The sequence below is a fragment of the Rhizobium sp. BT03 genome (assembly GCF_030053155.1).
In the GTDB taxonomy this organism is placed as follows: domain Bacteria; phylum Pseudomonadota; class Alphaproteobacteria; order Rhizobiales; family Rhizobiaceae; genus Rhizobium.
The window spans coordinates 73,592-94,352 of the sequence record NZ_CP125645.1 but is presented as its reverse complement, the minus strand read 5'-3'; the positions used below and the strand labels follow the sequence as shown (position 1 = coordinate 94,352).

The window sequence follows — 20,761 nt, the reverse complement described above, 5'->3', positions numbered from 1 at the left end:
CATGCGCGCGCCGCGGTCCGACGGCGAGGCGATCTCGAATGCGGCAAAGGTCCGCAAGGCGGCGCTGCTCTCCGCGGATATGCTGACGGCCGCCCGATGGGATGGGACCGCGCCGCTCCTGGCCGATGGGGCTATCCTGTCGCCGCGGCTGCATCGGCGGCTTTTCACGGAGATCGCCGAAGCCCATGGCGATCCCGCCACATTTCCCGACACCGCCCGCCGCCTGATGTCTACGAGCCCAGACGGACGCGCAAAGGCAGCGATCCGGGCGGGCCTCGCCTATCATCTCGCGGCCTTCTGCCCTGCAGTCGATCGCCCGACCCTTGCGAAACTCCGGGCTGCCTACGGCGAGGAAGCGGTCGCATTCGCTCTCGGCCACACCCATCTTTCCGCGGCAACGCCGCCGCTCGATCTGTTGAGCGAACAGGCCAGGCATGTCGTCGAGGCCGATGGCTGGTCGATGCTGGCGCTTTTGGCAGAGGAATACCGGATCTCCGCGGCCTGGCGGTCGGCAGGCTGGCGCAATATGGCCGGAAACGGTTCGGCTTCCCTCCTGAAGGGCCCGGCGCTTGCCCTGGCGGCGGCGGCCGTCGAGGAAGTTGCCTCCTTACAGGAAGGCGCCGGACGATGAGCTCGGTATTTGCACGCCACGACCGCATCATTCCGGCAGAAAGTTTCGGCCAGATCAGGGAAGCGGCGCAAATTCTGGAGGCTGCCCGCCAGGACGCCGCCCAATCCGAGGCCACGCTTGCAGCCGCCCGCGAGCAGGCCGCCCAGAACGGCTATCGCGACGGCTTCGAACAGGGCGTTCGTGATGCTGCCGCACGGCTTGCCGCCTCGCTCGGAAAAGCCGAACAGGAGATTTCCAATCTCGACAGCTGGGTCGAGGCGGTGGTTCTGAAATCAGTCGGATTGATCCTCGGATCGATGGAGGCCGACGAGCGCACCAGGCGATTGGTCCGCCACGCCATATCCCAGACCGCAGAGGCCCAGGAGATCGCCCTGCATGTCGCCCCCGAGGATGCCGCCATGATCGCCCAGGCGATTGCGGATATCGATCATCGCATCACTGTCGAAACGGATCCGCTGATGTCTCCAGGCGAGATCGTCCTGGAGACGTCGGCGGGACGAAGCCAGATCGGCTTGAAAGACCAGCTTGCCACCGTGATCGAGGCTCTCGTCCATGGTTGACGCGTTGCTTCGGATGGAGCGGACACTCGAACAAACGGAAGTGCGGCGCCAGAGCGGCCGCGTCAAGAGTGTTTCGGGCCTGCTGGTACGGGCGCTCATCCCCTCGGTCAGGATCGGCGAGCTTTGTGAACTGCATGAGCCGGGCAGGGGCCGCATCGGCCTTGCCGATGTCGTCGGCATCGACGGCGAGACGGCGCTTCTCTCGCTTCACGGCGAACCCCGCGGCATCTCCCAGCGCACGGAAATCGTCCCGACCGGCCGAGAGCCGGCCATCTCCGTCGGCAGTTTCCTGCTCGGCGCGATCGTCGATGCACACGGCAATGTCCTGCGTCCCTCCCCCAATCCTGCCGGCGATGAGGCGCGCTTCCTGCAGCCGCTCTACGGCCAGCCGGTCAATCCCCTGTCGCGCCGCCCCATCCGGCAGCCGTTTACCTCGGGAATTGCCGCCCTGGACGGAGTGCTGACCTGCGGGCAGGGCCAACGCATCGGTATTTTCGGCGCGCCCGGCGCCGGCAAGTCGACGCTGGTGTCTGAGATCGTCGCCAACAGCAAGGCCGATGTGATCGTCTGCGCCCTGGTGGGCGAACGCGGACGCGAAGTCGGCGAATTCGTCACCGGCAACATGCCGGAAGGCGCTCCCTCGAACGTGGCGCTGGTGGTTGCCACATCCGATCGCCCGGCGCTGGAGCGGTTCAAGGCGGTGATGACGGCAACGGCGATCGCCGAGCATTTTCGCGAGCAGGGAAAACATGTGCTGCTCGTCATCGACAGCGTCACCCGCATGGCCCGCGCCTTGCGCGAAGTGGGGCTCGCCGCCGGCGAACCGCCGGTGCGGCGCGGCTTTCCACCCTCCGTCTTCGCCGTCCTGCCGCAAATCTTCGAGCGTGCCGGCAACAGCGCAAACGGCACGATGACCGCTTTCTATACAGTGCTCGTCGAAGGCGAAGAGCAGGACGATCCGATTGCCGAAGAAACCCGATCGCTGCTGGACGGCCATATCGTGCTCTCCGACAAGATTGCCCGGGCGGGCAATTTTCCGGCGATCGATGTGCTGGCCAGCCGAAGCCGGACGATGAGCGCGGTGGTCAGCGAGAGCCATCGCCAGGCAGCCGACAGGCTGCGCGCTCTGCTCGCCCTCTATGACGAGGTGGAACTGCTGATCCGCGTCGGCGAATATCGTCAAGGGCGCGATGCCGCCGTCGACGAGGCCGTCGCCAAACACGGCCTTATCAAGCGCTTCCTGTTTGACGGCGAGCGCAAGCCGCAGCCGTTCGGCGCGATCGTCGAAGCGCTCGAGGAGCTTGTCCGATGAATATCGCAGCGTCCGCATGGCCCCACGCATCGATGGCCGAGAGCTTCTTTTCCCGCTCCGACACGATGATGCGCGCCGCCTGGAAAATTCCGGTCCGGGAGCAGACGCTTTCCGTACGCCCGCTGTCCCCCGATATCGCAGCCGGGCGGATCGCCGACCCGGTCGGCATTCTCTGCCGCGTCGGCGAGTGGGATCAGATGCTGATTGCTTCGGCCGGAGCATTGCGGTTGCTGGCCGAAAGGCTGGAACCGCTGCTCCTCTGGGAAAAACTGTCGCCGCGCGAACAGGCGGCGGTGGTCGAACATCAGTTCGCCGAGGCCTTCGAGGCAATCGAGAACAAGATCGGCATCGGCCTGTCGCTGCTGCAGATCGGCGCCGAGCCGCAGCCGGATTTCAGCGGCAATTTCGGCTTCGAAATCGGCTGGAGCGGCATGAGCCTGCCCTTGAGCGGCCGCTTCGATGAAACCTTGCTTGCCGGGCTGGTCGGCTGGGCGAGCCGCCTGCCGCGCCGCACGCTCGATGCCCTGACGACAATGGTCAACATCCGCCGCGGTTATGCCGTGCTGTCGGTTGGCGAGATCAAATCCCTGCGATTGGGGGACGGCATCGTCATCGATGGGGGGACGACGGAGACCGTCATCGCGATCACCGGGGAACGTTACCTTGCAAACTGTATGCGGTCGGACAAAGGCGCTGTTCTCACCGAGCCGCTGCTGTCGACGCCAACCGGACCAATGAGGCATTTCATGACGAATGAAACCATCGATCAGGAATTGCAGGGCGAGCCGCGTCCGTCGCCTGTCGACAGCATCCCGATCAAGCTGGTCTTCGATGCCGGACGGCTGGAGCTTCCGCTTCGCACGCTCGAGACGATCGGCGAAGGTTATGTGTTCAACCTCGACAGGCCATTGTCGGACGCCGTCGACATCATTGCCCAGGGCCGTGTCATCGGACGCGGAGAAATCATCTCCGTGGATGGATTGAGCGCCGTTCGCGTGACAGTGCTGCACGACTGATGGAACAGAGTTTTCCTCTTGCCCAGAGCCTCGTGGCGATGGCGGCGATCTCGATGCTGCCGGTCATTGCCGTGATCGCGACATCCTTCACCAAGATTTCGGTCGTCCTGCTGATCGTGCGCAATGCGATCGGCATCCAGCAGACGCCGCCCAATCTCCTGGTCTTCGCCATCGCCATCGTTCTCTCGGCCTTCGTCATGAACCCGGTGCTGCAAAACAGCTGGCAATTGCTGCTTGCCCATAGCGGCGATTTCGGCACGATCGGTGGCATGGCGGACGGCATGGTCAAGGTGGCGGCGCCGCTGAAGGATTTCATGCTGAAATTTTCCGATGCCGAGGTCCGCGACTTTTTCGTCCAGGCCTCGCAGAAGGTCTGGGCGAATGCGCCGGTTACCCCTATTGCCTCCGACGACATCACCGTGCTGACGCCGAGCTTCCTCGTTTCGGAACTGACCCGGGCCTTCGAAATCGGATTTCTGATCTATCTGCCCTTCCTGATGATCGACTTCGCCATCTCCGCCATTCTCGTGGCGCTCGGCATGCAGATGATGTCCCCGACCGTGGTTTCGACGCCGCTGAAGCTGCTGCTCTTCGTCTCGATCGACGGCTGGCGGCGATTGCTGGAAGGCCTGGTGCTGTCCTATGCGCAGTGAGCATCGCGCCTTCACGAAAGCACTGGTTCGGGTGCCTGCCTCGCCCGCGGGAAAGGCTTGCCGCCATGGGTGAGGATCAGGTCGCGGCCGAAATCGGCATGTCCGTGATGGCGACTTTCGCCTTGGCCGGCCCCATTCTGGGCCTGGCCGCACTTCTCGGGCTCGTCATCGCCATTTTCCAGGCGGCGACGCAGATCCAGGAACAGACCATCGCCCAGATCGTCAAGATTTTCGTGATCTCCATCACGCTGCTTCTGTTCGGCCGGGTGCTGGCAACGCCGCTGATCGAACATTCCGTTCATATCCTCAACGACTTCCCGACCATGGTTCAGTGAGGCGAGGCGGATGGGGCCGGATCATCTTCCGCTCGTCGGCATCGAGGTCGCGGCTCCGGCCGCGGCCATGCTCGGCGCCGCCCGCGCGCTCGGCATCCTGCTGATCTTCCCGATCTTCTCGCTGTTCAGCATCGTCGGTATCCTGCGTTTCGGTCTCGCAATCGGCCTCTCGGCGCCTTCCGTGGCCTTCGCCTATTCGGTGCTGGCGCTGGGGGATACGTCCTGGTTCGATCTGGCCGCTCTTTCGATCAAGGAACTCTGCTTCGGGGCGCTCATCGGCATGGGGCTCGGCGTCCCCTTCTGGGCAGCCCAGGCGGCTGGTGATATGACCGATGTCTATCGCGGCGCCAATGCCGCCAATCTGTTCGACCAGATCAACGCGCTGGAAACCGCGCCGCTCGGTTCGCTGATGATGTCGATCGCCCTGGTGATTTTCGTCAGCGCCGGCGGCATCATCGATCTGGTTGCGATCTTCTACAAATCCTTCGAGCTCTGGCCGCTCTTCAAGCTGGCGCCCACTATCCCCGACGATCCGCTCGACATGATATCAGGTGTTTTCGGCCGGCTGTTCAAGGCGGCCGGATTGCTCGCCGCCCCGTTCATGATCGTCACCTGCGCACTCGAATTGTCGCTGGCCTTCGTCGGCCGCTCGTCCAAACAATTCCCGCTGAACGACAGCCTGCCGGCCATCAAGAACTTCGCGGTCATGGTCATCCTCGTCATCTACACGGCCTTCATCTCCAGCTATTTCCACGATCTCTGGGTCGATGGATTCAACGAGGTGAAAGCCATGCTGGAGGTGGCTGATGGCCAAAAATGAGGATACCGAGGAAAAAACCCTGCCGCCGAGCCGGGTGAAGCTCGACCGGCTTCGGCGCGAGGGCCAGGTGCCGCGCTCGAAGGAACTCCCGGTTGCGATTTCCGTCCTCGCCATCGCGATCTATGTCACCTGGGGCTTGCCCGATATCCTTGAGGATTTCACCCGCAGTTTCGACGCCGGTCTGCAGTCCGCCGGCCGGGCCGACCTCTCCGACGCCGTCACCACCGGCTTGAGCGAAACCGGCGTGGCGCTGCTCGATCTCATCTGGCTGCCACTTGCGATGGGTCTTGCCGCGACCATCCTGGTCTCGATCCTCGACGCGCAGGGCTTTCCCGTATCGTTCAAACATATGAGCTTCGATTTTAACCGGCTCAATCCGTTCGACGGCATCAAAAGGCTATTTTCGCTCGCCAGCGTCGCCGAGTTCATCAAGGGGCTCGTCAAGTTTATCTTGCTCGCCGCTGCCGGCGGCGGTGCGATCCTCTATTTCCTCAACAGCATCTTCTGGTCGCCTCTTTGCGGAGAAGCATGCTCGCTCTCCACGGCAGCCCATCTCCTCGGCTCGATCCTCGTCATTGCCGCCGGCATCATGGTGGCGGCGGCGTTTTTCGATATCCGCATTTCGCGCGCGCTGTTCAGGCACGAACACCGCATGACCAAGACCGAAGCGCGGCGCGAATACAAGGATACCCAGGGCGACCCGAAGCTGAAATCGGCGCGCCGGCAGATCGGCGCGGAAATGCGCAACGGCCCGCCGCGCAGGCAAGGGCCAGACCGGCAATGAAAAAGCGGGAGCTCAAGGCGCCCGCTTTTTCTTCACTTTGTGGTCGCGGTGGTCTGATATCTCAGACGCCCGATTGGTTGTCACCGACACGCGTCCAGTTCTTCACTTTGTCCAGCGTGATATCGGACAGGAACGTCACGCTGGCAAGCGAACTGTCGGTGCGGAAGACGTTGCTGCCGTTGGAGAACGCGCCGCCGTCGATGGTGACGTCGGCGTCGATCTGCTTGCCGCCGTTGGTGCGCACGAGCGTGGTGAAGCCGTCAGCGACGAAATCCTTCAGATGGAAATGCGTATCGGCATTGATCTGGAAGATCTTGTCGGTTGCGCCCTTGGCCGAGCCGCCGAGAATGGTGACGTCGCCGGCACTTTTAACCGTCAGCGCATCCTCGCCGACATTCTGCCAATTGACGTTTTCGAGCGTCGCGCCGCCATAGACGTGAATGCCGTCGGCGCCATTCTCGCCGAGATTGACATTCTTGAGCGTCGCGCCGTTCTTGAGAATGAACAGCGGCGATTGGGTTTCCGACTGGCCGCCATCGCCGAGCTTGGAAGAGGCCGTATAGGTCGCGCCCTTGCCGTCGAACACGCCGCCATCCACGACGATCGGCTCGTTGACGGTGATGACGCTGCCTTCATTCGAGAGGTCGGGCTTTTCCGCCGTGGTCAGCAAAGTCGTGGTCTGTTTCTCGTCGGATGGATCCAGCTTCTTGGAGTCGGACTGCCAGTTGATGTGCTTGCGCAGCACGTCCTTGGCATCGGAATCCACGCCGCTTTCCGACGTTTCCCGCGACTTCGGCACATAGGAACTCAGCATCGGCGGGTTGCCGGAGGAATCTTCGAAGGGCGAGACCTTGCGGGTTCGGCTGGTGGTGAAATCCGTGTCGATCCTATTGCTGCCGCCATGGCAACCGGACTCAAGGTCGAAATGGGAGGTTCTGTCGAAGTCTATGGGTCTTTGTCCATCTACGCCATGCATTGCATTCATCCCCCTGTTGTCTCTTCTACTGCACCTGGTCTATGCGCTCGACCTTTGTTTCGATCCGGCAGCGTTCCGGATTTGCCCGATCTCTCCGACGGTTTCGATCGTTATATCTCTGTCGATCTCCTGCGCCGCCAGCACCGGAATGCGGCAGTTGTGGCGGATCATCAGCATCTGGGTGAGCAGGCGCCATTCGCCCGGCACGATGATGACGGGATCGTATCCCTGCTCGTTGGCATCTTCGAGAGCCTGTCTGGTTTTCTCGGCCAGCAGCCGCAGTCTTTCGGCGATCTCGATCTTCTCGGTCGCGCCGCCCGCCTCATAGGACCGGATGAAGTGCTCCCATTCGGCGGGCAGCACCAGTACCGGCAGCAATCCGCGCCGGTCGAGAAGCCCGAAGGCAATCTGCTTGACCAGCGAGGCCCGCGCCATTTCGGCCAGGGCATCCGGCGCGTGATCGGTGCCGGCGTGCAGCATCACTTCCAGGAGTCCGCGCGGCTGGGAAAGCGTCACGCCGGAATCCAGCAGGCGCCTGACGACAGCGACCGTCAGCATCAGCGGCACCTGGGTGGCGACATCGATTGCCAGTTTTCCCAGACGCGGTTCGAGACTGCCCAGCCATTGCGCGGCATCGTCGACGCTGAACAGCGCGCCGATGTGGCGGCGGACAATGCGCACGATGTCGTCGGCAATCTGTTCGGCCGTTCGTTCAGGACCGCAGCTGATGAGGCCGGCAGGCACGTTTTCAACCTGGAGATGGATCAGATCCTCGGCCATGCGGGGATCAGCGTTGAACGTCGGCACCGTCACGGAGACGCCGACGGCGCGCGCCGCCATGCGGATACGCCCGTCCAGCATTTCGCCGAGCCGCATCGCTTCAAGCCGCGCCAGCGTTGCCATCGAGACGGTGGCGACAACAGGATCGCCATATTTCGTCCGGTCGAGCGGATAGGAATTGGCGCCTTCCACGGCATTCGCCGATCCGGCCGCGGCCGGGCCTGCGCGCCGGCGATGAACCATGAAGGCCAGGCCCGCCAGGCACAGGCCGATCGTGCCGAGCACGCTCGACGGGAATCCCGGAACGAAGCCCGCGCAGATCGTCAGCGCCGCCGCAATCGCCAATGCGCGGGGCTCCCGGAAGAGTTCGCGGCCGATATCGCTGCCGAGGCTGCCATTGCCGTCATCGGACACGCGGGTCACGACGATGCCGGCCGAGACTGCCATCAGAATGGATGGGATCTGCGAGACCAGGCCGTCACCGATCGACAGCAGCGTATAGAGATGGGCGGCTTCGGCAAAACTCAGGCCCTTCTGGAAGATGCCGATCGCCAGGCCGCCGATGAGATTGACGGCGACAATCACCAATCCTGCGACCGCATCGCCCTTGACGAAGCGCATGGCGCCGTCCATTGCGCCGAAGAACTGGCTCTCCTGTTCGAGGCGCGACCGCCGCTTCTGCGCGGCTTCCGTGCTGATATGGCCGTTGCGCAGGTCGCTGTCGATGGCGAGCTGCTTGCCCGGCATGGCGTCGAGCGTGAAACGCGCGCCGACTTCGGCGATGCGCTCGGCGCCCTTCGTCACCACGATGAACTGCACCAGCGCCACGATCAGGAAAATGATCAGGCCGACGACGACGTTTCCCGCAACGACGAAGTCGCCGAAGGCCATGATGATCTCGCCGGCATCGGCATCCGCCAGCACGAGCCGCGTCGAGGAAATCGTCAAGGCCAGCCGGAACAGCGTGCCGATCAGAATGACCGCTGGAAAGGTCGAGATTTCAAGCACGCTCTTCAGATAGGTCGTGGTGATCAGCACCACGAAGGCGAAGGAAAGATTGAAGGCGATCAGCACGTCCACAACGATTGTCGGAAGCGGCAGCACCATCATCGTGACGACGGAGGCGAAAAACACCGCAAGCAGCATGTCCGTGCGCTGCGCAAGCATGGCGATGGCGGATGACCTTACCTTCATGATCCGGTTTCCGACGCCATCGCCTATTCTTGTTCGCTGCTGGAAATTTCGGCGAGCTTCGGCTCGGCATTGCCGGCCGAGGCGAAATCGACCGTATCGTCCTCGCTGTCGCGGGAAACGATCATCTGGTCGTTGCCGATCTCCTTGATCCGCCAGCCGCTGGGAACGACATCGCCTTCCTCGTACCGGTGCCCGTCGGAACCGATGATGAACCTGACCGGCGTATAGCCGGCGGCGGCGACGAAGCCGTCGAGGCCGGAGGAGAGGGCGGTGAGATCGACGAGGGAGACGGAACTGCGCCGGCTCATCGAGGCGATGATGCTGCGCAGCTTGGTCTTGTCGGGCAGGCCGAGAGGCCGCGATCCTTCGCCGATGCGAATTTCGGCGGCGGTGGCGACGATGCTCAGATCTTGGGGAAGCTGGGCCATACGAATGGCCTGGCGGATTTCGGCAGCGATCGCCGCCGATGACGGCGCCGGTTCGGGAGCGGCGGAAACCTTGACGAGCGGGGCCTCATGAGCCGGCGCATCGCCGTTGTAAAGGCCGGCCAGCAAAAGCATCGCCGCCAGCCCGAGAAGGCCGGCAGCGGCGATCCTGCGCGGCGCGAACCGCACGCGCCCGGGCCTGAGACCTTCGAGCTCACAGATCGTGCCGTCGAAGGAGATGGTCTGTCTCTTCGTAAGGGTCATTGTCCGATCGCGCTCAATCGAACGACCGTCGACCGCGACGTCATCGCGCAGCGCGGTCAACGACACCGTGTCGGAGCCGCGGGAGCGCTGCAGACTGATGGCCAGGGCGGGTTCCGGTTTGGCGCCGAGGATGATCAGGTCGCAATCGGCGCTGCCGCCGACCACCTGCCGCTCCGTCGTCAACGTCAGAATGGAGCTGCGCCCGGCGCGCGTGATTCGCAAGGCCGGTCCGATACTGCCTGACGCAGCGCTGCCGGCGGCGCCTTTGAATGTCGGCGAAGAGGGATCTAAATCCATGGCCATCTTGTTCCCGAACCGTCCGTCGAGCGGCTTCTATTGTCTTCGAGAGCGGGGAAGCGAGACGGGCGAACCCGTCTCGCCATTGCGTCAATCAGCCTGGGCCGATCTTCTTGATGGCGTTTGCGACGCCGTTGATTTTGGTGATCTCGGTTGCAACCTGCAAGCTCTGCGCGGTCGCTTCGTTCTGGGCCGCCTTGAAGGCGGAAATCGCGGAGCCGATGCCCGCATCAAGTGTCGAAGTGCTAGTGCTGGTAGCCATGTCTTGAACTCCTTGCATGGTTTTGGCGGCCAGAACCTTGCAGAATTCAAGATCGAATTCAATAGCTTATGTTAAAAAGTTATTAATTCGCGATATGTACAACAAATGCGCGAAATGGATATTGATCCTGTTCCCAGCGGACCGATGATCTGCAACAGTAGATCAGATAATTATTAATAGACTGGCTTCCGTACTCGCTGCCTGCCTTCGTTCATTAGTTGTCGGGCGATATCCGGATCGTGAGGTAAACTCAGATGTTCGCGCGTTTTGTTTACATGGCAGCTATCGGACTGCTGGCGGCTTTTCCTCTATCGGCCGGGGCCAGCGAGCGGGAAGTGCGCCTGGATGTCGTCTCGCTGCCGCTTGGCGATGTCGTCCAGACGTTGTCCTTCATGTCCGGCATCCCGGTCACCACAGTCGGGACGCTGAGCGGCAAGGTCGAGCACTGGTCGGTCCGGGAGAGCGGAGCCAAGGCCTTCGTCAAGCTTGGCGATGCCAGCAATCTCTTCGTCGCCTATGACGGCAGCCGCATCATCATCGCGCCGAAGCAGGAGGTCTCCACCGTCGTCCTCGATCGCCGTGGCCGCAGCTGGAAGACCGAGCAAAGCGCCATACGCGCGCTGTTTCCGCTGCTGCCTGATGACGCGTTGCGTGAAGATCCCGCCAGCGGATTGGTTCTGGTGCGCGGGCCTGCCGTCTTCACCAAGGCCGTCGAAGACGTGCTGAGCCGGCAGCAGGCCGACAGCATCAAGGTCATCAAGGGCGGCCAGCTGGAAATCCTGACGACGAACAACGGCGCCTGAAGGGCTGATATGAAGGCGCTGAAGTCTCTCAGGCAGTTGCTGGAGATACGCAATCTGCGAGCAGACAATCTTTCCCGCAGCCTCTCCGAGGCACGGGCGGATGCCGAAAGAGCGCGGGAGCGGGAGGCGAAAGCCTCCGAAGCGCTCGACATCGCGGCAAGCCGGGCCGCGGGCAATCCTGTCGTCGACGCATTGCGCAAGAGCGGCGTTATCTCCGCCGCCGAGCTTCAGGACGCGCTGATCCGACAATCCGTATTGCGCAGCCATGAAGCCGATGCCGGTATATCGCTCGAGCAGCGCAAAATCGCCCGGCTCGCCGCGCAAGAGCAGGCAGAACAAGTCGCGGCCGATTTTTCGCGGGCACAGAAGGCGGTATTGCGCACCGAATTTTCGCTTGAAACAGCGGAGAAACTGACGCCAAGACCTGGGGTCGACCAAGGTCACTGACGACCTGATAAAACCGCCTGCCGAGCCAAAGCATCTTGCCCGAAACGGCTTGGCGGTTTCAGGCAAGATCGGCAAAGGCAGAGGCCGCATCACGTCATCGCGAGGCGCCAGACGGCTTCAGGCGGCGCGTTGCTCGCTTCCCTGGATCGCCGCCAGCTTCCAGTCAGCGCCGGGCTTGCGCACGAAGGTCCAGACCTCGATGCTTTCGATCGGGCGGCGGTCGTCGCCGGAAACGACGCGGCCGCTGTCGCGTTCGACCATGGCATCGATCGAAGAGTAGCGCATGGCGAGCGTCGCATATTCCTGGCCGTCTTCGCGCCACGCCTCGGCAATGTCGCCCTGCAGCAGCTTGACGTCGGAAACGCGGTTGCGCACGCCGTTGGTGGCGTTTTCTCCGAGTTCCTCGGCAAGATAAGACATCGCCTCGGGCGTCGTCAGCCGGCGCAGCGTGCCGTAATCCTCGGCACCGTAAGCGGTCTGAACGTCGGTCAGCAATTCCTCGAACTGATCGAGATCGGCCTGCGCCAGTCCGATCTCGTCGCTCGGCCGGTTGCCGCGTGAGGACGCCCCTGAACCGGCACCAGAACCGATCGCCGGGATATGGAAGGACGAATTGTTGGCGGGCGACATGTTATAGGACCGGCTGAAGGATCCGCTCTGGCCGCCGGCGCCGTAGGAGGGCTGGCGGCGATTGGCGAAATAACGCATGGCGAGTATGACGGCGCCGCCGATCAGCGCGATCTGCAGCAGCATGCCGAGGAAGCCGAAGCCACCGCCGAAACCGTGACCGAGCAGCATGCCGAGGAGGCCGCCGGCAATCAGGCCGCCGACCATCGAACGGCCGAAGCCGCCGAAGAGACCGGAGCGCTGGGCGCCGAAGGGCTGCTGCGCGGTCGCTGGCGCCGTGGTCTGCGGACGCGGCGTCATCGACCGTTCGATCGGCGCGGCAGGCGCGGGCGCGGTTTGGGTGACAGGCGGAGCCTGGAAGGTGCGGGTACCGCGGCTTCCGAAACCGCTGCTGCCGGCCCGGCGCGCTTCTGCATCGTCAAGGGAAGCAAAAACGGTAGCGCCCGTCAGAGCGGCAATCGCCGCGAACTTGGCAAAACGCGAAATGGCACTCGGCATTCCTGATCTCCTGTCATGCGCAGTCACGGCATGGTTGGGATAGGATATAGGTACTCTTTTCCAGGTTTGAAGTTTTTCGCCGCTTACTGGCAGACGTCGACCCAGCTGGCGCCGGTCAGCTCGGCCAGCCGTCCGGTTTCGATGCGCACGGCCGAATTCGTCGAGCCGGCCGCCGGCACGACTTCATCGAAGCGTTTCAGCGAGATATCGCAATAGATCGGCAGCGGCGAGGGCAGACCGAAGGGGCAGACGCCGCCGACCGGATGGCTGGTGACCGCCACCACCTCTTCGGCGTCGAGCATGCGTCCCTTGGCGCCGAATGTATCCTTGAATTTGCGATTGTCGAGCCTTGCCGTGCCGCCGGCAACGACCAGCATCATCTGCTCGCCGACGCGCAGGCAGATCGTCTTGGCGATCTGCGCGGGCTCGACGCCATGGGCCTCGGCGGCAAGCGCCACCGTCGAGGAACTCTCGGCGGTTTCGATGATGTCGATATCGGGTGCATGCGCACGCAGGAAAGCGCGGACGGATTCAAGGCTCATAGACGCATGCTAGCGCATCGGCCCCAAAATCGGAACCGGTTTTCGGAAAGCACGATGCGCGGATTGAAAGCGTTGCAGCATTACGTCCGCGTCTCGAAAAACACGCAGCGCTGCAGGAGGAAAAGCGCGATTTGAAGCGCAAAAGGCGCCGCCTGAAAACCGCCGCTTGCAAGTCTGGCAGACATCGTCATAATAATTTTGCACACGTGCTCAATTTTGTCATTCGGCCGTTACATCAAACCCCTAGAGCGGACATCGTCACGTTTTCGTGGGGTTTCGGAGCGGCCATCATCAGCAGTGCTGACCCGCCAAGAGGCTTCACACTGCTCTTCTAGGGAGACGAAGAAGATGACTATCTTGCCGACACTGAAATCCCTCACCATTGCTGCCGCCATCCTGGCCTCCAGCTCTGCAATTGCGCTTGCCAAGGACGTTCACATCAGCGTCTGGGCCGGCGGCACCGGCCCGAACGACGTCTATCGCCTCGACGCCATCGAGATCGCAGCCCAGCAGCTGCAGCGCGAAGCCGCCCTCAAGGGCGAAGACCTGAAGATCACCGTCGAGAAGAAGCCCTATTCCGCCTGGGAGGACTTCAAGCAGGCGCTGACCCTTGCGGCGGAAGCCAAGACCGCCCCGAACATCGTCGTCAGCGGCCATGAAGACATCGCGCCCTGGTCGCAGGCAGGCCTCATCGTTCCGATCGAGGATTACGTCGATCTCGACTCCTGGCCGCTCAGCGACATCTATGAAAACCTGCTGCAGATCGCCTCCTACAACGGCACCGTCTACGGCATTCCGCAGGATGCCGAATCCCGTCCGATGTTCTTCTGGAAGCCTTATATGAAGGCGATCGGCTACAGCGACGCCGATCTGGATGCGCTGCCGCAGAGTGTGCAGGACGGCAAGTACACCATGAAGAACGTGCTCGAAGACGCCAAGAAGATGCAGGACAAGGGCCTCGTCCAGCCCGGATACGGCTTCTATCCGCGCACCAGCAACGGCCCCGACTACTGGCAGTTCTACACCTCGTTCGGCGGCACGATGGAAGAAGGCGGCAAGCTCGTTTTCGACAAGGCGGCGATGACCCGCACCTATCAGTTCTTCGCCGACGCCGTTAAATCGGGCGTCACCAAGAAGAACCACATCGGCATGCCTGGTGATCAGTGGTGGAAGGAAGTCGCCACCGGCAAGGCCGGCATCTGGGACGCCGGCACCTGGCACTATGCCCGCCTCGTCAACCAGGAAGGCCTCAAGGACTTCTTCGGTAACGTGATCTTCACGCTGATCCCCGCCGGCGAAGGCGGCAAGGCCAACACGCTGACCCATCCGCTCGTCTACCTCCTGACCGCAGGTCACGACCAGGAAGACACCGAGATCGCCGCCCAGCTGGTCAAGATCGCCTCCGAGCCGCGCACCAACGCGCTGCATGCGGTCAAATCGGCCCATCTCGGCATCTCCAAGTCGGAGTCCACCGTCGACTTCTACTCGGCCGACCGCTGGACCCGCGAAGCCACCGAGCGCCTGCTGCCGCATGCCAATGCGATGCCGAACAATTCCGATTTCGGCAAATATTGGAACATCATGTGGAAGAACCTCGAAGCATCCTGGACCGGCGCCAAGACCGTCGACGCCGCCGTCGGCGATGCCGAGAGCGAGCTGAAAAGCACGCTCGGCGACAAGATCGTCATTCGCTGAAACACGCCTCCGGGTGGCGGCAACCCCGCCGCCCGGTCGGTTCCGCGAGGAGGCCTTCCATGAAATCGTCCAGAACGCTCGGACTGGTGATGATCGCCCCTGCGGCGGTCATGATCATCCTGTTCTTCCTGATGCCGGTGGTTCTGACGGCGGTCTTCTCGATGACCAACATGACGACGGCGACCGGCATTTCCGGTGGCGTCTACCAGATCGCGCCCAACTCCCTGATCGCGCTGAAATCGGCGATGCCCGAGATCGCCACCGAGATGGCCGAACCGCGCTACACCATCGACGAGGCGGGCCTCGCGGCCGTCGAGGGATTGGGGCTTGCGCCGGGGATTGTCGCGGAACTGCGCGCCAAACATACAGGTGAGGTCTTCCCGGCACGCCGCGACGTCGAGCGGATGATCAAGGATCTAGCCGAGCGGCCTTCGACACGCGAGGTCAAGCAGATCTCCGAACAGTTCAACCGCTCCGTCCTCAACACCCGCTTCGACAGCAAGGAGCAGCTGTTTTCAGCGCTGGACGGTCTGGGTTTCAAGCTGACGCCGGAGCAAAAGGAAATCGTCGCCAAGATCACCTATACCGGCTGGACCTGGACATCAGACAATTTCTCACGCATGGCCAGTTCGCCCGACATGGCGCGGGTACTTTTCAACACCGTGCTCTATGTCGCGCTGGTGCTGACGCTGTTCAATGTCGGCTATGCCCTGCTGCTCGCCATCTGGACGCATTACATGCCGCCGACGTCCGCCTCGATCTTTCGCGGCATCTGGCTTCTGCCGCGCATCACGCCCGTCGTCATCTATGTCATGCTGTGGAAGTGGCTCGCCTGGGACAGCGGTTTCATCTCCGTCCTGATGGGCAAATTCGGCTACCCCCCGAAGAACTACCTGCTCGATACCGCCTATAATGCCTGGTTCTTCGTCGTGCTGATCAACGGCTTCATCGGCGCCTCGATGGGCATGCTGGTGTTCTCCTCGGCGATGAAGGCCATTCCGAAGAGCCAGTTCCATGCGAGCGAGGTCGACGGCGCTTCGCGCTGGCAGCAGATCCGCTACATCATCCTGCCGCAGATGCGCTGGCCGATCCTCTTCGTCACCTGCTACCAGACGCTGTCGCTGCTCGCCTCGTTCAATGAAATCCTGCTCGCCACCAATGGCGGGCCTGGCAACGCCACCGAGGTCTGGGCGCTCTCCGCCTATCACACGGCGCTCCGGAATTATGCCGGCAATCTCGAATATGGGCTCGGCGCCGCCATGGCGCTGGTGCTCGTTGTCATTGGCGTGGCGATGTCGCTCCTTTATCTGCGCGTCTTCAACTACGGCACGCTCGTCGCCAAGCCCCTGATCGAGGATTGACCATGGCCGAACACTCGCAGCCCTCGGCAAATTACAGCAACTGGCCTGTCATAGCGGCGCTGACCATCGTCAGCCTGCCGCTGCTCCTGATGTATGTCTATCTCTTCCTCGATACTGTGACGGTGAAGCAGCCGGATGCGCTGCTGCCCTCCGGCCTGACGCTCAATCACTGGCGCTTCCTGTGGCAGACGACGGCGGGTAAGGCGAATATCTGGCAGGTGACGGTAAATACGCTGCTGTTTTCGGCCTGCACCACCAGCCTGGTGCTCATCGTCTCGTCGATGGCCGGTTACGTGCTGTCGCGGCTCAACGTGCCGGCGCGCGGCTTCTTCCTGGCCGGCGTCATGGTGCTGCACGCCTTCCCGTCGGTGACGCTGATCATCGCCATCTTCATCGTGCTGCAGATGATCGGCCTCTATAATTCGCTGATCGGCGTCATCCTGGTGAAGGCCGCGATCGACCTGCCGCTCGGCATCTGGCTGATGAAGGGTTTCTACGACACCGTGCCCTGGGAAATCGAAATGGCCGGCGTCGTTGACGGCGCCTCGCGTTTCCGCGTCTGGCGCAGCCTCGTGCTGCCGCAGGTCAAACCGGGCATCATGGCGCTCGGCCTGTTCTCCTTCCTCGCCGGCTGGGGCGAGTTCATCCTGCCGCAGGTGCTGGCGCCGGGCAACGACGTGCAGGTGCTGTCGGTCTATCTCGCGGGCTTCCTTGCCGACGACAACAATTACGATTTCAATATGTTCAAGGCGGTCGGCCTCTTCTACCTCATCCCGGTGCTGATTGCTTACGCGCTCTTCAACAAATATCTCATGAACATCTACGGCGGCGGGAGCAAAGGCTGATGCGCATTCTCCTCGACAATTTCTCGAAGAGCTTCGGCTCCACCAAGGTCATCGAAAACATGCAGCTCGAAGTCGGCGACGGCGAGATGCTGGCGCTGCTCGGCCCTTCCGGCTGCGGCAAATCGACGACGCTTTTTGCGGTCTGCGGCATTCACCGGCCGACCAGCGGACGCATCCTCTTCGGCGACCGCGACGTCACCGACCTGCCGAGCCAGGCCCGCAATGTCGGCGTCGTCTTCCAGTCCTATGCGCTTTATCCGCACATGACGGTCGCCGAAAACATCGGTTTTCCCCTGAAGGTGAAGGGCGTGCCGGCCTCAGACATCCGCAAGGAGGTCGACCGCATTTCCGAGCTTGTCCATATCGGCAATCTCATGGAGCGCCGGCCGGCGCAGCTTTCCGGCGGCCAGCAGCAGCGCGTGGCGCTGGCGCGCGCGCTGATCCGCAAGCCCGACGTGCTGCTGCTCGACGAGCCGCTCGCCAATCTCGACGCCAAGCTGCGCCTCGAAATGCGCTCGGAAATCCGCCGCCTGCAGCGCGAGACCGGCATCACCGCCATTCTCGTCACCCATGACCAGGTTGAGGCGATGAGCATGTGCGACCGCATTGCCATCATGAAGGAAGGCGAGATCGTCCAGATCGCCACACCGGCGGAAATGTACAATGATCCGAAGACCGCTTTCGTCGCCGGCTTCCTCGGCAATCCGCCGATCACCTTCCTGCGCGGCGTCGTCGACAAGGGCGCCTTCGCCATTCCGGAAAGCGAAATCCGCGTGCCCTTGCCAGGTTCCGTCGGCGCCGCCGAGGGTACGAAGCTGATGCTCGGCGTCCGGCCGGAGCATTTCACCCCGGCGGGAGACGTCACTGTGTCCGGCAAGGTCACCTTCGCCGAAACGCAAGGGCGCGAGAACCTTTACGACGTGGCGCTGGCCGGCGGGCCGCTGCTGCGCTCGATCCAGCCGGTGCGCAACGATATTCACGTCGGCGACGACGTCCGCTGGGCGATCGACAGCCGCGGCGTTCTCGTCTTCGACGAAAGCGGCAGGAGGCTCTGATGACCAGCGATTTCCAGGCATTTTTCGAGCGTTACGGCTGGCCGACCGCCAAGGGCCGGCTTCCCTTCTGCATCGGTCACCGCGGCGCCAGCGGCCATGAGCGCGAGAACACCATCACCGCTTTCCGCCGCGCTGCCGAACTCGGCGCCGAGATGTGGGAGCTCGACACGCAGCTCACCCGCGACGGCGTGGTCGTCGTCTCGCATGACGATCATCTCGAGCGCGTCTTCGGCATCGACCGCCGCATTTCCGAAATGACCGCCGCCGAGCTCGCCGCCCTCGACGGTGTCGACGTGCCGCGTTTTTCGGAGGTCGCCGCTCTCGGCCGCGAGACCGGAACCGGTCTCTATGTCGAGCTGAAGGCATCAGGGACCGGCCTGCTCTGCTGGCGCCATCTTGCCGAGATGAACCAGCGTTTCGCCTGCCTCGGCTCCTTCGACACGGCGCAGGTGCGCGAACTCCGCGACGCGGGCTGCGACTTTCCGCTTTCGGTGCTGATCCGCGTCGGCCACGATCCGCATGCGCTGGGTGACGAGGCTGGCGCCGATATCCTGCATCTCTGCTGGGAGAGGGCAGGCGAGCGGCCGCAAGATCTGGTAACCGAGGCCTTGATAGGCCGCGCCTTCGAGGCCGGCCGCGAAATCGTGCTCTGGCACGAGGAGCGGCGGACCATCCTCGACGACATCATGACGCTTCCGGTTCTCGGCATCTGCACCGATCTTCCCGATCTGATGCGGCCGTCGGCAGAGAGGGAAAAAGCAGTTGCCAGGCAGGGATAAGGGACCGCGCAAGGTAACCTCCTTCGACGTGGCGCGTGCGGCCGGCGTCTCGCGCGCCGCCGTGTCGCGCGCCTTCACGCCGGATGCCAGCGTCTCGCCGAAAACACGCGAGAAGGTCTTCCAGGCCGCCAAGGATCTCGGCTACCGCGTGAACTATCTTGCCCGAAGCCTGACCAACAAACGCTCCGATCTCGTCGGCGTCGTCGCCGCCGGATTCGACAATCCGTTCCGCACGCTGCAGATCGAGCATCTCTCAAGGGTGCTGCTCGCCCGCAACTTCCGCCCCATCCTGCTGCCGACCTCGCAGGAGGCGGATACTTCGACGGTTATCGGCCAGCTGCTGCATTACGCCGTCTCGGGCGTCATCGTCACCTCGGACGCGCCGCCGACCGAGATCTGCGAGCAATGTGCTGCCGAGGGCGTGCCGATCGTGCTGATCAACAAGGGCAACGACATCCCCTTCGTCGACCGCATCATCTCCGACGATCGCATGGCCGGCTATCTCGCCGCCGCCCACCTGATCGATAGCGGCGCGCGAAAGCCCGCGGTGATGGCCGCTCCCGCCATATCCTATACGGCGCGGCGGCGCAGCGAGGCCTTCATCGCGCGCTGCAAGCAGCTCGGCGTCGAAGCGCAGCTGCTGCAGGTGAGGATCAACGACTACAAGAGCGGCTATGATGCCGCCGCCGAGCTTGCCGCATCCGGCATCGACGGCTTGTTCTGCGCCAACGACTATATGGCCTGCGGCGTGGTCGACCGGGTCATGCAGGGCCGCAGCCGCGGCGATGCGCCGCCGCTCCCCATTATCGGCCATGACGACATTCCCCAGGCGGCCTGGACCGCCTACGACCTTACGACCATCCGCCAACCCTGCGATCTCCAGGCCGAACAGACGGTGGACCTGCTGATGGGCCGGATGGCCGAACCGGACCTGACGGCGCGCGTCGAATTCACGCCGGTGACACTGATACGAAGAAGGACTGCCTGATGAATTCCCCATTCGATGCCGCCGCCATCCGCAGCCGGGCGGAGGTCGCGATGACAGTCGCCCTCGAGGCCGGACGGGAAGCCGCCCGGTTTCGGCGCGACTCCAATCCCGGCACGCTGGCCGTTGAGAACAAGGGATTGCAGGATTTCGTCACCGTCGCCGACAAGCAGGCCGAGCAGGCGATCCGCGACGGGCTGCTCTCACATTTTCCGGGCGATACGTTCATGGGCGAAGAGAGTGGCGGGCGATCGGGCGAGGGCGGCACCTGGGTCGTCGATCCAATCGACGGCACGACCAACTATATCAGGGGCTTCCGGCATTGGGCCGTCTCGATCGCCTTCGTCGCCGGCGGCAGGGTCGAGATCGGCGTGGTCTACGATGCCACCGAGGACAAGGTCTTTCACGCCGTCCGCGGCGGCGGTGCCTTCAAGGACGGGCTGCCGATCCGTGCGGCCGCAACCACTGATCCCGCCAATGCGCTCGTCATTCTCGGCCATTCCCGCAAGACCAGTTTCGACGACCATCTGGCGCTCTCCAAGCGGCTGCACGAACGCGGCATGGATTATCGCCGCACCGGCGCGGCGGCGATCGACCTCCTTCGCGTCGCCGAAGGCGCTGCCGATCTCTATTACGAACGCCATCTCAATGCCTGGGACATGCTCGCCGGCGCGCTGATCGCCGAAGAGGCCGGCGCCACGGTGGCGATGCCTGGCGTCGACAGGCTGCTTGCCGATGGCGGACCGGTCATCGCCCACGCGCCGGGGCTTGCCGGCGAATTTGCCTTCATCCTCGACATCGAGGGGCTATAGAGC

22 protein-coding genes and 1 pseudogene are annotated in these 20,761 nt (G+C 63.1%); 17 read left to right on the top strand and 6 right to left on the bottom strand.

Going from position 1 to position 20,761, the window contains the following annotated elements; genetic code table 11:
- Position 1: 1 nt before the first annotated feature.
- The 8 genes from QMO80_RS31555 (at position 2) to QMO80_RS31520 (ending at position 6,111) form a co-directional block, all read left to right on the top strand.
- Positions 2 to 631, top strand: coding sequence for a hypothetical protein (locus QMO80_RS31555; RefSeq protein WP_283201736.1), 630 nt, complete (start codon positions 2 to 4; stop codon positions 629 to 631).
- Entirely contained in the window at positions 628 to 1,191 is a 564-nt protein-coding gene (gene sctL, locus QMO80_RS31550; RefSeq protein ID WP_283201735.1) for a type III secretion system stator protein SctL, read from the top strand. Before QMO80_RS31555 ends, sctL begins: the two co-directional genes overlap by 4 nt.
- Complete coding sequence (locus QMO80_RS31545; RefSeq protein ID WP_283201734.1) at positions 1,184 to 2,503, top strand: FliI/YscN family ATPase; 1,320 nt, start codon at positions 1,184 to 1,186, stop codon at positions 2,501 to 2,503. The genes sctL and QMO80_RS31545 overlap by 8 nt, the downstream gene beginning before the upstream one ends.
- Positions 2,500 to 3,519: a FliM/FliN family flagellar motor switch protein gene (locus tag QMO80_RS31540; RefSeq protein WP_283201733.1), complete on the top strand. Its 1,020-nt coding sequence runs from the start codon at positions 2,500 to 2,502 to the stop codon at positions 3,517 to 3,519. The genes QMO80_RS31545 and QMO80_RS31540 overlap by 4 nt, the downstream gene beginning before the upstream one ends.
- Positions 3,519 to 4,172 carry a type III secretion system export apparatus subunit SctR gene (sctR, locus tag QMO80_RS31535; RefSeq protein ID WP_283201732.1) on the top strand — a complete coding sequence of 218 codons (654 nt, stop codon included), beginning with the start codon at positions 3,519 to 3,521 and terminating at the stop codon, positions 4,170 to 4,172. The genes QMO80_RS31540 and sctR overlap by 1 nt, the downstream gene beginning before the upstream one ends.
- 65 nt (positions 4,173 to 4,237) lie before the next feature.
- Positions 4,238 to 4,507, top strand: a complete 270-nt coding sequence (locus tag QMO80_RS31530) for a flagellar biosynthetic protein FliQ (RefSeq protein ID WP_046977183.1) — start codon at positions 4,238 to 4,240, stop codon at positions 4,505 to 4,507.
- Positions 4,508 to 4,517: 10 nt separating this feature from the next.
- Entirely contained in the window at positions 4,518 to 5,327 is an 810-nt protein-coding gene (locus tag QMO80_RS31525) for an EscT/YscT/HrcT family type III secretion system export apparatus protein (RefSeq protein WP_283201731.1), read from the top strand.
- Positions 5,314 to 6,111, top strand: coding sequence for an EscU/YscU/HrcU family type III secretion system export apparatus switch protein (locus tag QMO80_RS31520; protein WP_283201730.1), 798 nt, complete (start codon positions 5,314 to 5,316; stop codon positions 6,109 to 6,111). Before QMO80_RS31525 ends, QMO80_RS31520 begins: the two co-directional genes overlap by 14 nt.
- A 61-nt stretch (positions 6,112 to 6,172) precedes the next feature.
- Here the strand turns inward: QMO80_RS31520 and QMO80_RS31515 are convergent, their stop codons facing one another.
- The 4 genes from QMO80_RS31515 to QMO80_RS31500 form a co-directional block, all read right to left on the bottom strand.
- Positions 6,173 to 7,087 carry a pectate lyase gene (locus tag QMO80_RS31515; RefSeq protein ID WP_283201729.1) on the bottom strand — a complete coding sequence of 305 codons (915 nt, stop codon included), beginning with the start codon at positions 7,085 to 7,087 and terminating at the stop codon, positions 6,173 to 6,175.
- A 39-nt stretch (positions 7,088 to 7,126) separates the two neighbouring features.
- The gene (locus tag QMO80_RS31510) at positions 7,127 to 9,061 is read right to left on the bottom strand and encodes a flagellar biosynthesis protein FlhA (RefSeq protein ID WP_283201728.1); all 1,935 of its coding nucleotides are present in this window, start codon (positions 9,059 to 9,061) and stop codon (positions 7,127 to 7,129) included.
- Between the two features lie 23 nt (positions 9,062 to 9,084).
- Positions 9,085 to 10,053 (bottom strand): hypothetical protein, encoded by a 969-nt coding sequence (locus QMO80_RS31505; protein ID WP_369685956.1) that lies wholly within the window; start codon positions 10,051 to 10,053, stop codon positions 9,085 to 9,087.
- Positions 10,054 to 10,141: 88 nt separating this feature from the next.
- On the bottom strand, positions 10,142 to 10,309 hold the full coding sequence (locus QMO80_RS31500) for a hypothetical protein (RefSeq protein ID WP_190237540.1): 168 nt from the start codon (positions 10,307 to 10,309) through the stop codon (positions 10,142 to 10,144).
- 254 nt (positions 10,310 to 10,563) lie between these two features.
- Between QMO80_RS31500 and QMO80_RS31495 the strand changes: the two genes are divergently transcribed.
- A complete protein-coding gene (locus QMO80_RS31495; protein WP_283201726.1) occupies positions 10,564 to 11,112 on the top strand; it encodes a hypothetical protein in 549 nt (182 codons plus the stop codon).
- A 74-nt stretch (positions 11,113 to 11,186) separates the two neighbouring features.
- Positions 11,187 to 11,381 (top strand): annotated as a pseudogene (locus tag QMO80_RS33100) (hypothetical protein); the annotation flags it as partial.
- Between the two features lie 295 nt (positions 11,382 to 11,676).
- On the opposite strand, the gene QMO80_RS31485 reads toward QMO80_RS33100, so the two are convergent.
- Together QMO80_RS31485 and QMO80_RS31480 are read right to left on the bottom strand one after the other, a co-directional pair.
- Positions 11,677 to 12,684 (bottom strand): Tim44 domain-containing protein, encoded by a 1,008-nt coding sequence (locus tag QMO80_RS31485; RefSeq protein WP_283201724.1) that lies wholly within the window; start codon positions 12,682 to 12,684, stop codon positions 11,677 to 11,679.
- A gap of 83 nt (positions 12,685 to 12,767) precedes the next feature.
- On the bottom strand, positions 12,768 to 13,226 hold the full coding sequence (locus tag QMO80_RS31480) for a YbaK/EbsC family protein (RefSeq protein WP_054184262.1): 459 nt from the start codon (positions 13,224 to 13,226) through the stop codon (positions 12,768 to 12,770).
- 348 nt (positions 13,227 to 13,574) lie between these two features.
- Between QMO80_RS31480 and QMO80_RS31475 the strand changes: the two genes are divergently transcribed.
- The 7 genes from QMO80_RS31475 to QMO80_RS31445 are packed head-to-tail and all read left to right on the top strand — an operon-like array spanning position 13,575 to position 20,758.
- Positions 13,575 to 14,921, top strand: a complete 1,347-nt coding sequence (locus QMO80_RS31475; protein WP_283201723.1) for an extracellular solute-binding protein — start codon at positions 13,575 to 13,577, stop codon at positions 14,919 to 14,921.
- 59 nt (positions 14,922 to 14,980) lie between these two features.
- Complete coding sequence (locus tag QMO80_RS31470) at positions 14,981 to 16,282, top strand: carbohydrate ABC transporter permease (protein WP_283201722.1); 1,302 nt, start codon at positions 14,981 to 14,983, stop codon at positions 16,280 to 16,282.
- Positions 16,283 to 16,284: 2 nt separating this feature from the next.
- Positions 16,285 to 17,127: a carbohydrate ABC transporter permease gene (locus tag QMO80_RS31465; protein ID WP_283201721.1), complete on the top strand. Its 843-nt coding sequence runs from the start codon at positions 16,285 to 16,287 to the stop codon at positions 17,125 to 17,127.
- Positions 17,127 to 18,182, top strand: a complete 1,056-nt coding sequence (locus QMO80_RS31460; protein WP_283201720.1) for an ABC transporter ATP-binding protein — start codon at positions 17,127 to 17,129, stop codon at positions 18,180 to 18,182. Before QMO80_RS31465 ends, QMO80_RS31460 begins: the two co-directional genes overlap by 1 nt.
- Positions 18,182 to 18,961 (top strand): glycerophosphodiester phosphodiesterase, encoded by a 780-nt coding sequence (locus tag QMO80_RS31455; protein WP_283201719.1) that lies wholly within the window; start codon positions 18,182 to 18,184, stop codon positions 18,959 to 18,961. The genes QMO80_RS31460 and QMO80_RS31455 overlap by 1 nt, the downstream gene beginning before the upstream one ends.
- The gene (locus tag QMO80_RS31450; RefSeq protein WP_283201718.1) at positions 18,945 to 19,949 is read left to right on the top strand and encodes a LacI family DNA-binding transcriptional regulator; all 1,005 of its coding nucleotides are present in this window, start codon (positions 18,945 to 18,947) and stop codon (positions 19,947 to 19,949) included. The genes QMO80_RS31455 and QMO80_RS31450 overlap by 17 nt, the downstream gene beginning before the upstream one ends.
- Positions 19,949 to 20,758, top strand: a complete 810-nt coding sequence (locus QMO80_RS31445; protein WP_283201717.1) for an inositol monophosphatase family protein — start codon at positions 19,949 to 19,951, stop codon at positions 20,756 to 20,758. The genes QMO80_RS31450 and QMO80_RS31445 overlap by 1 nt, the downstream gene beginning before the upstream one ends.
- Positions 20,759 to 20,761 lie beyond the last annotated feature (3 nt).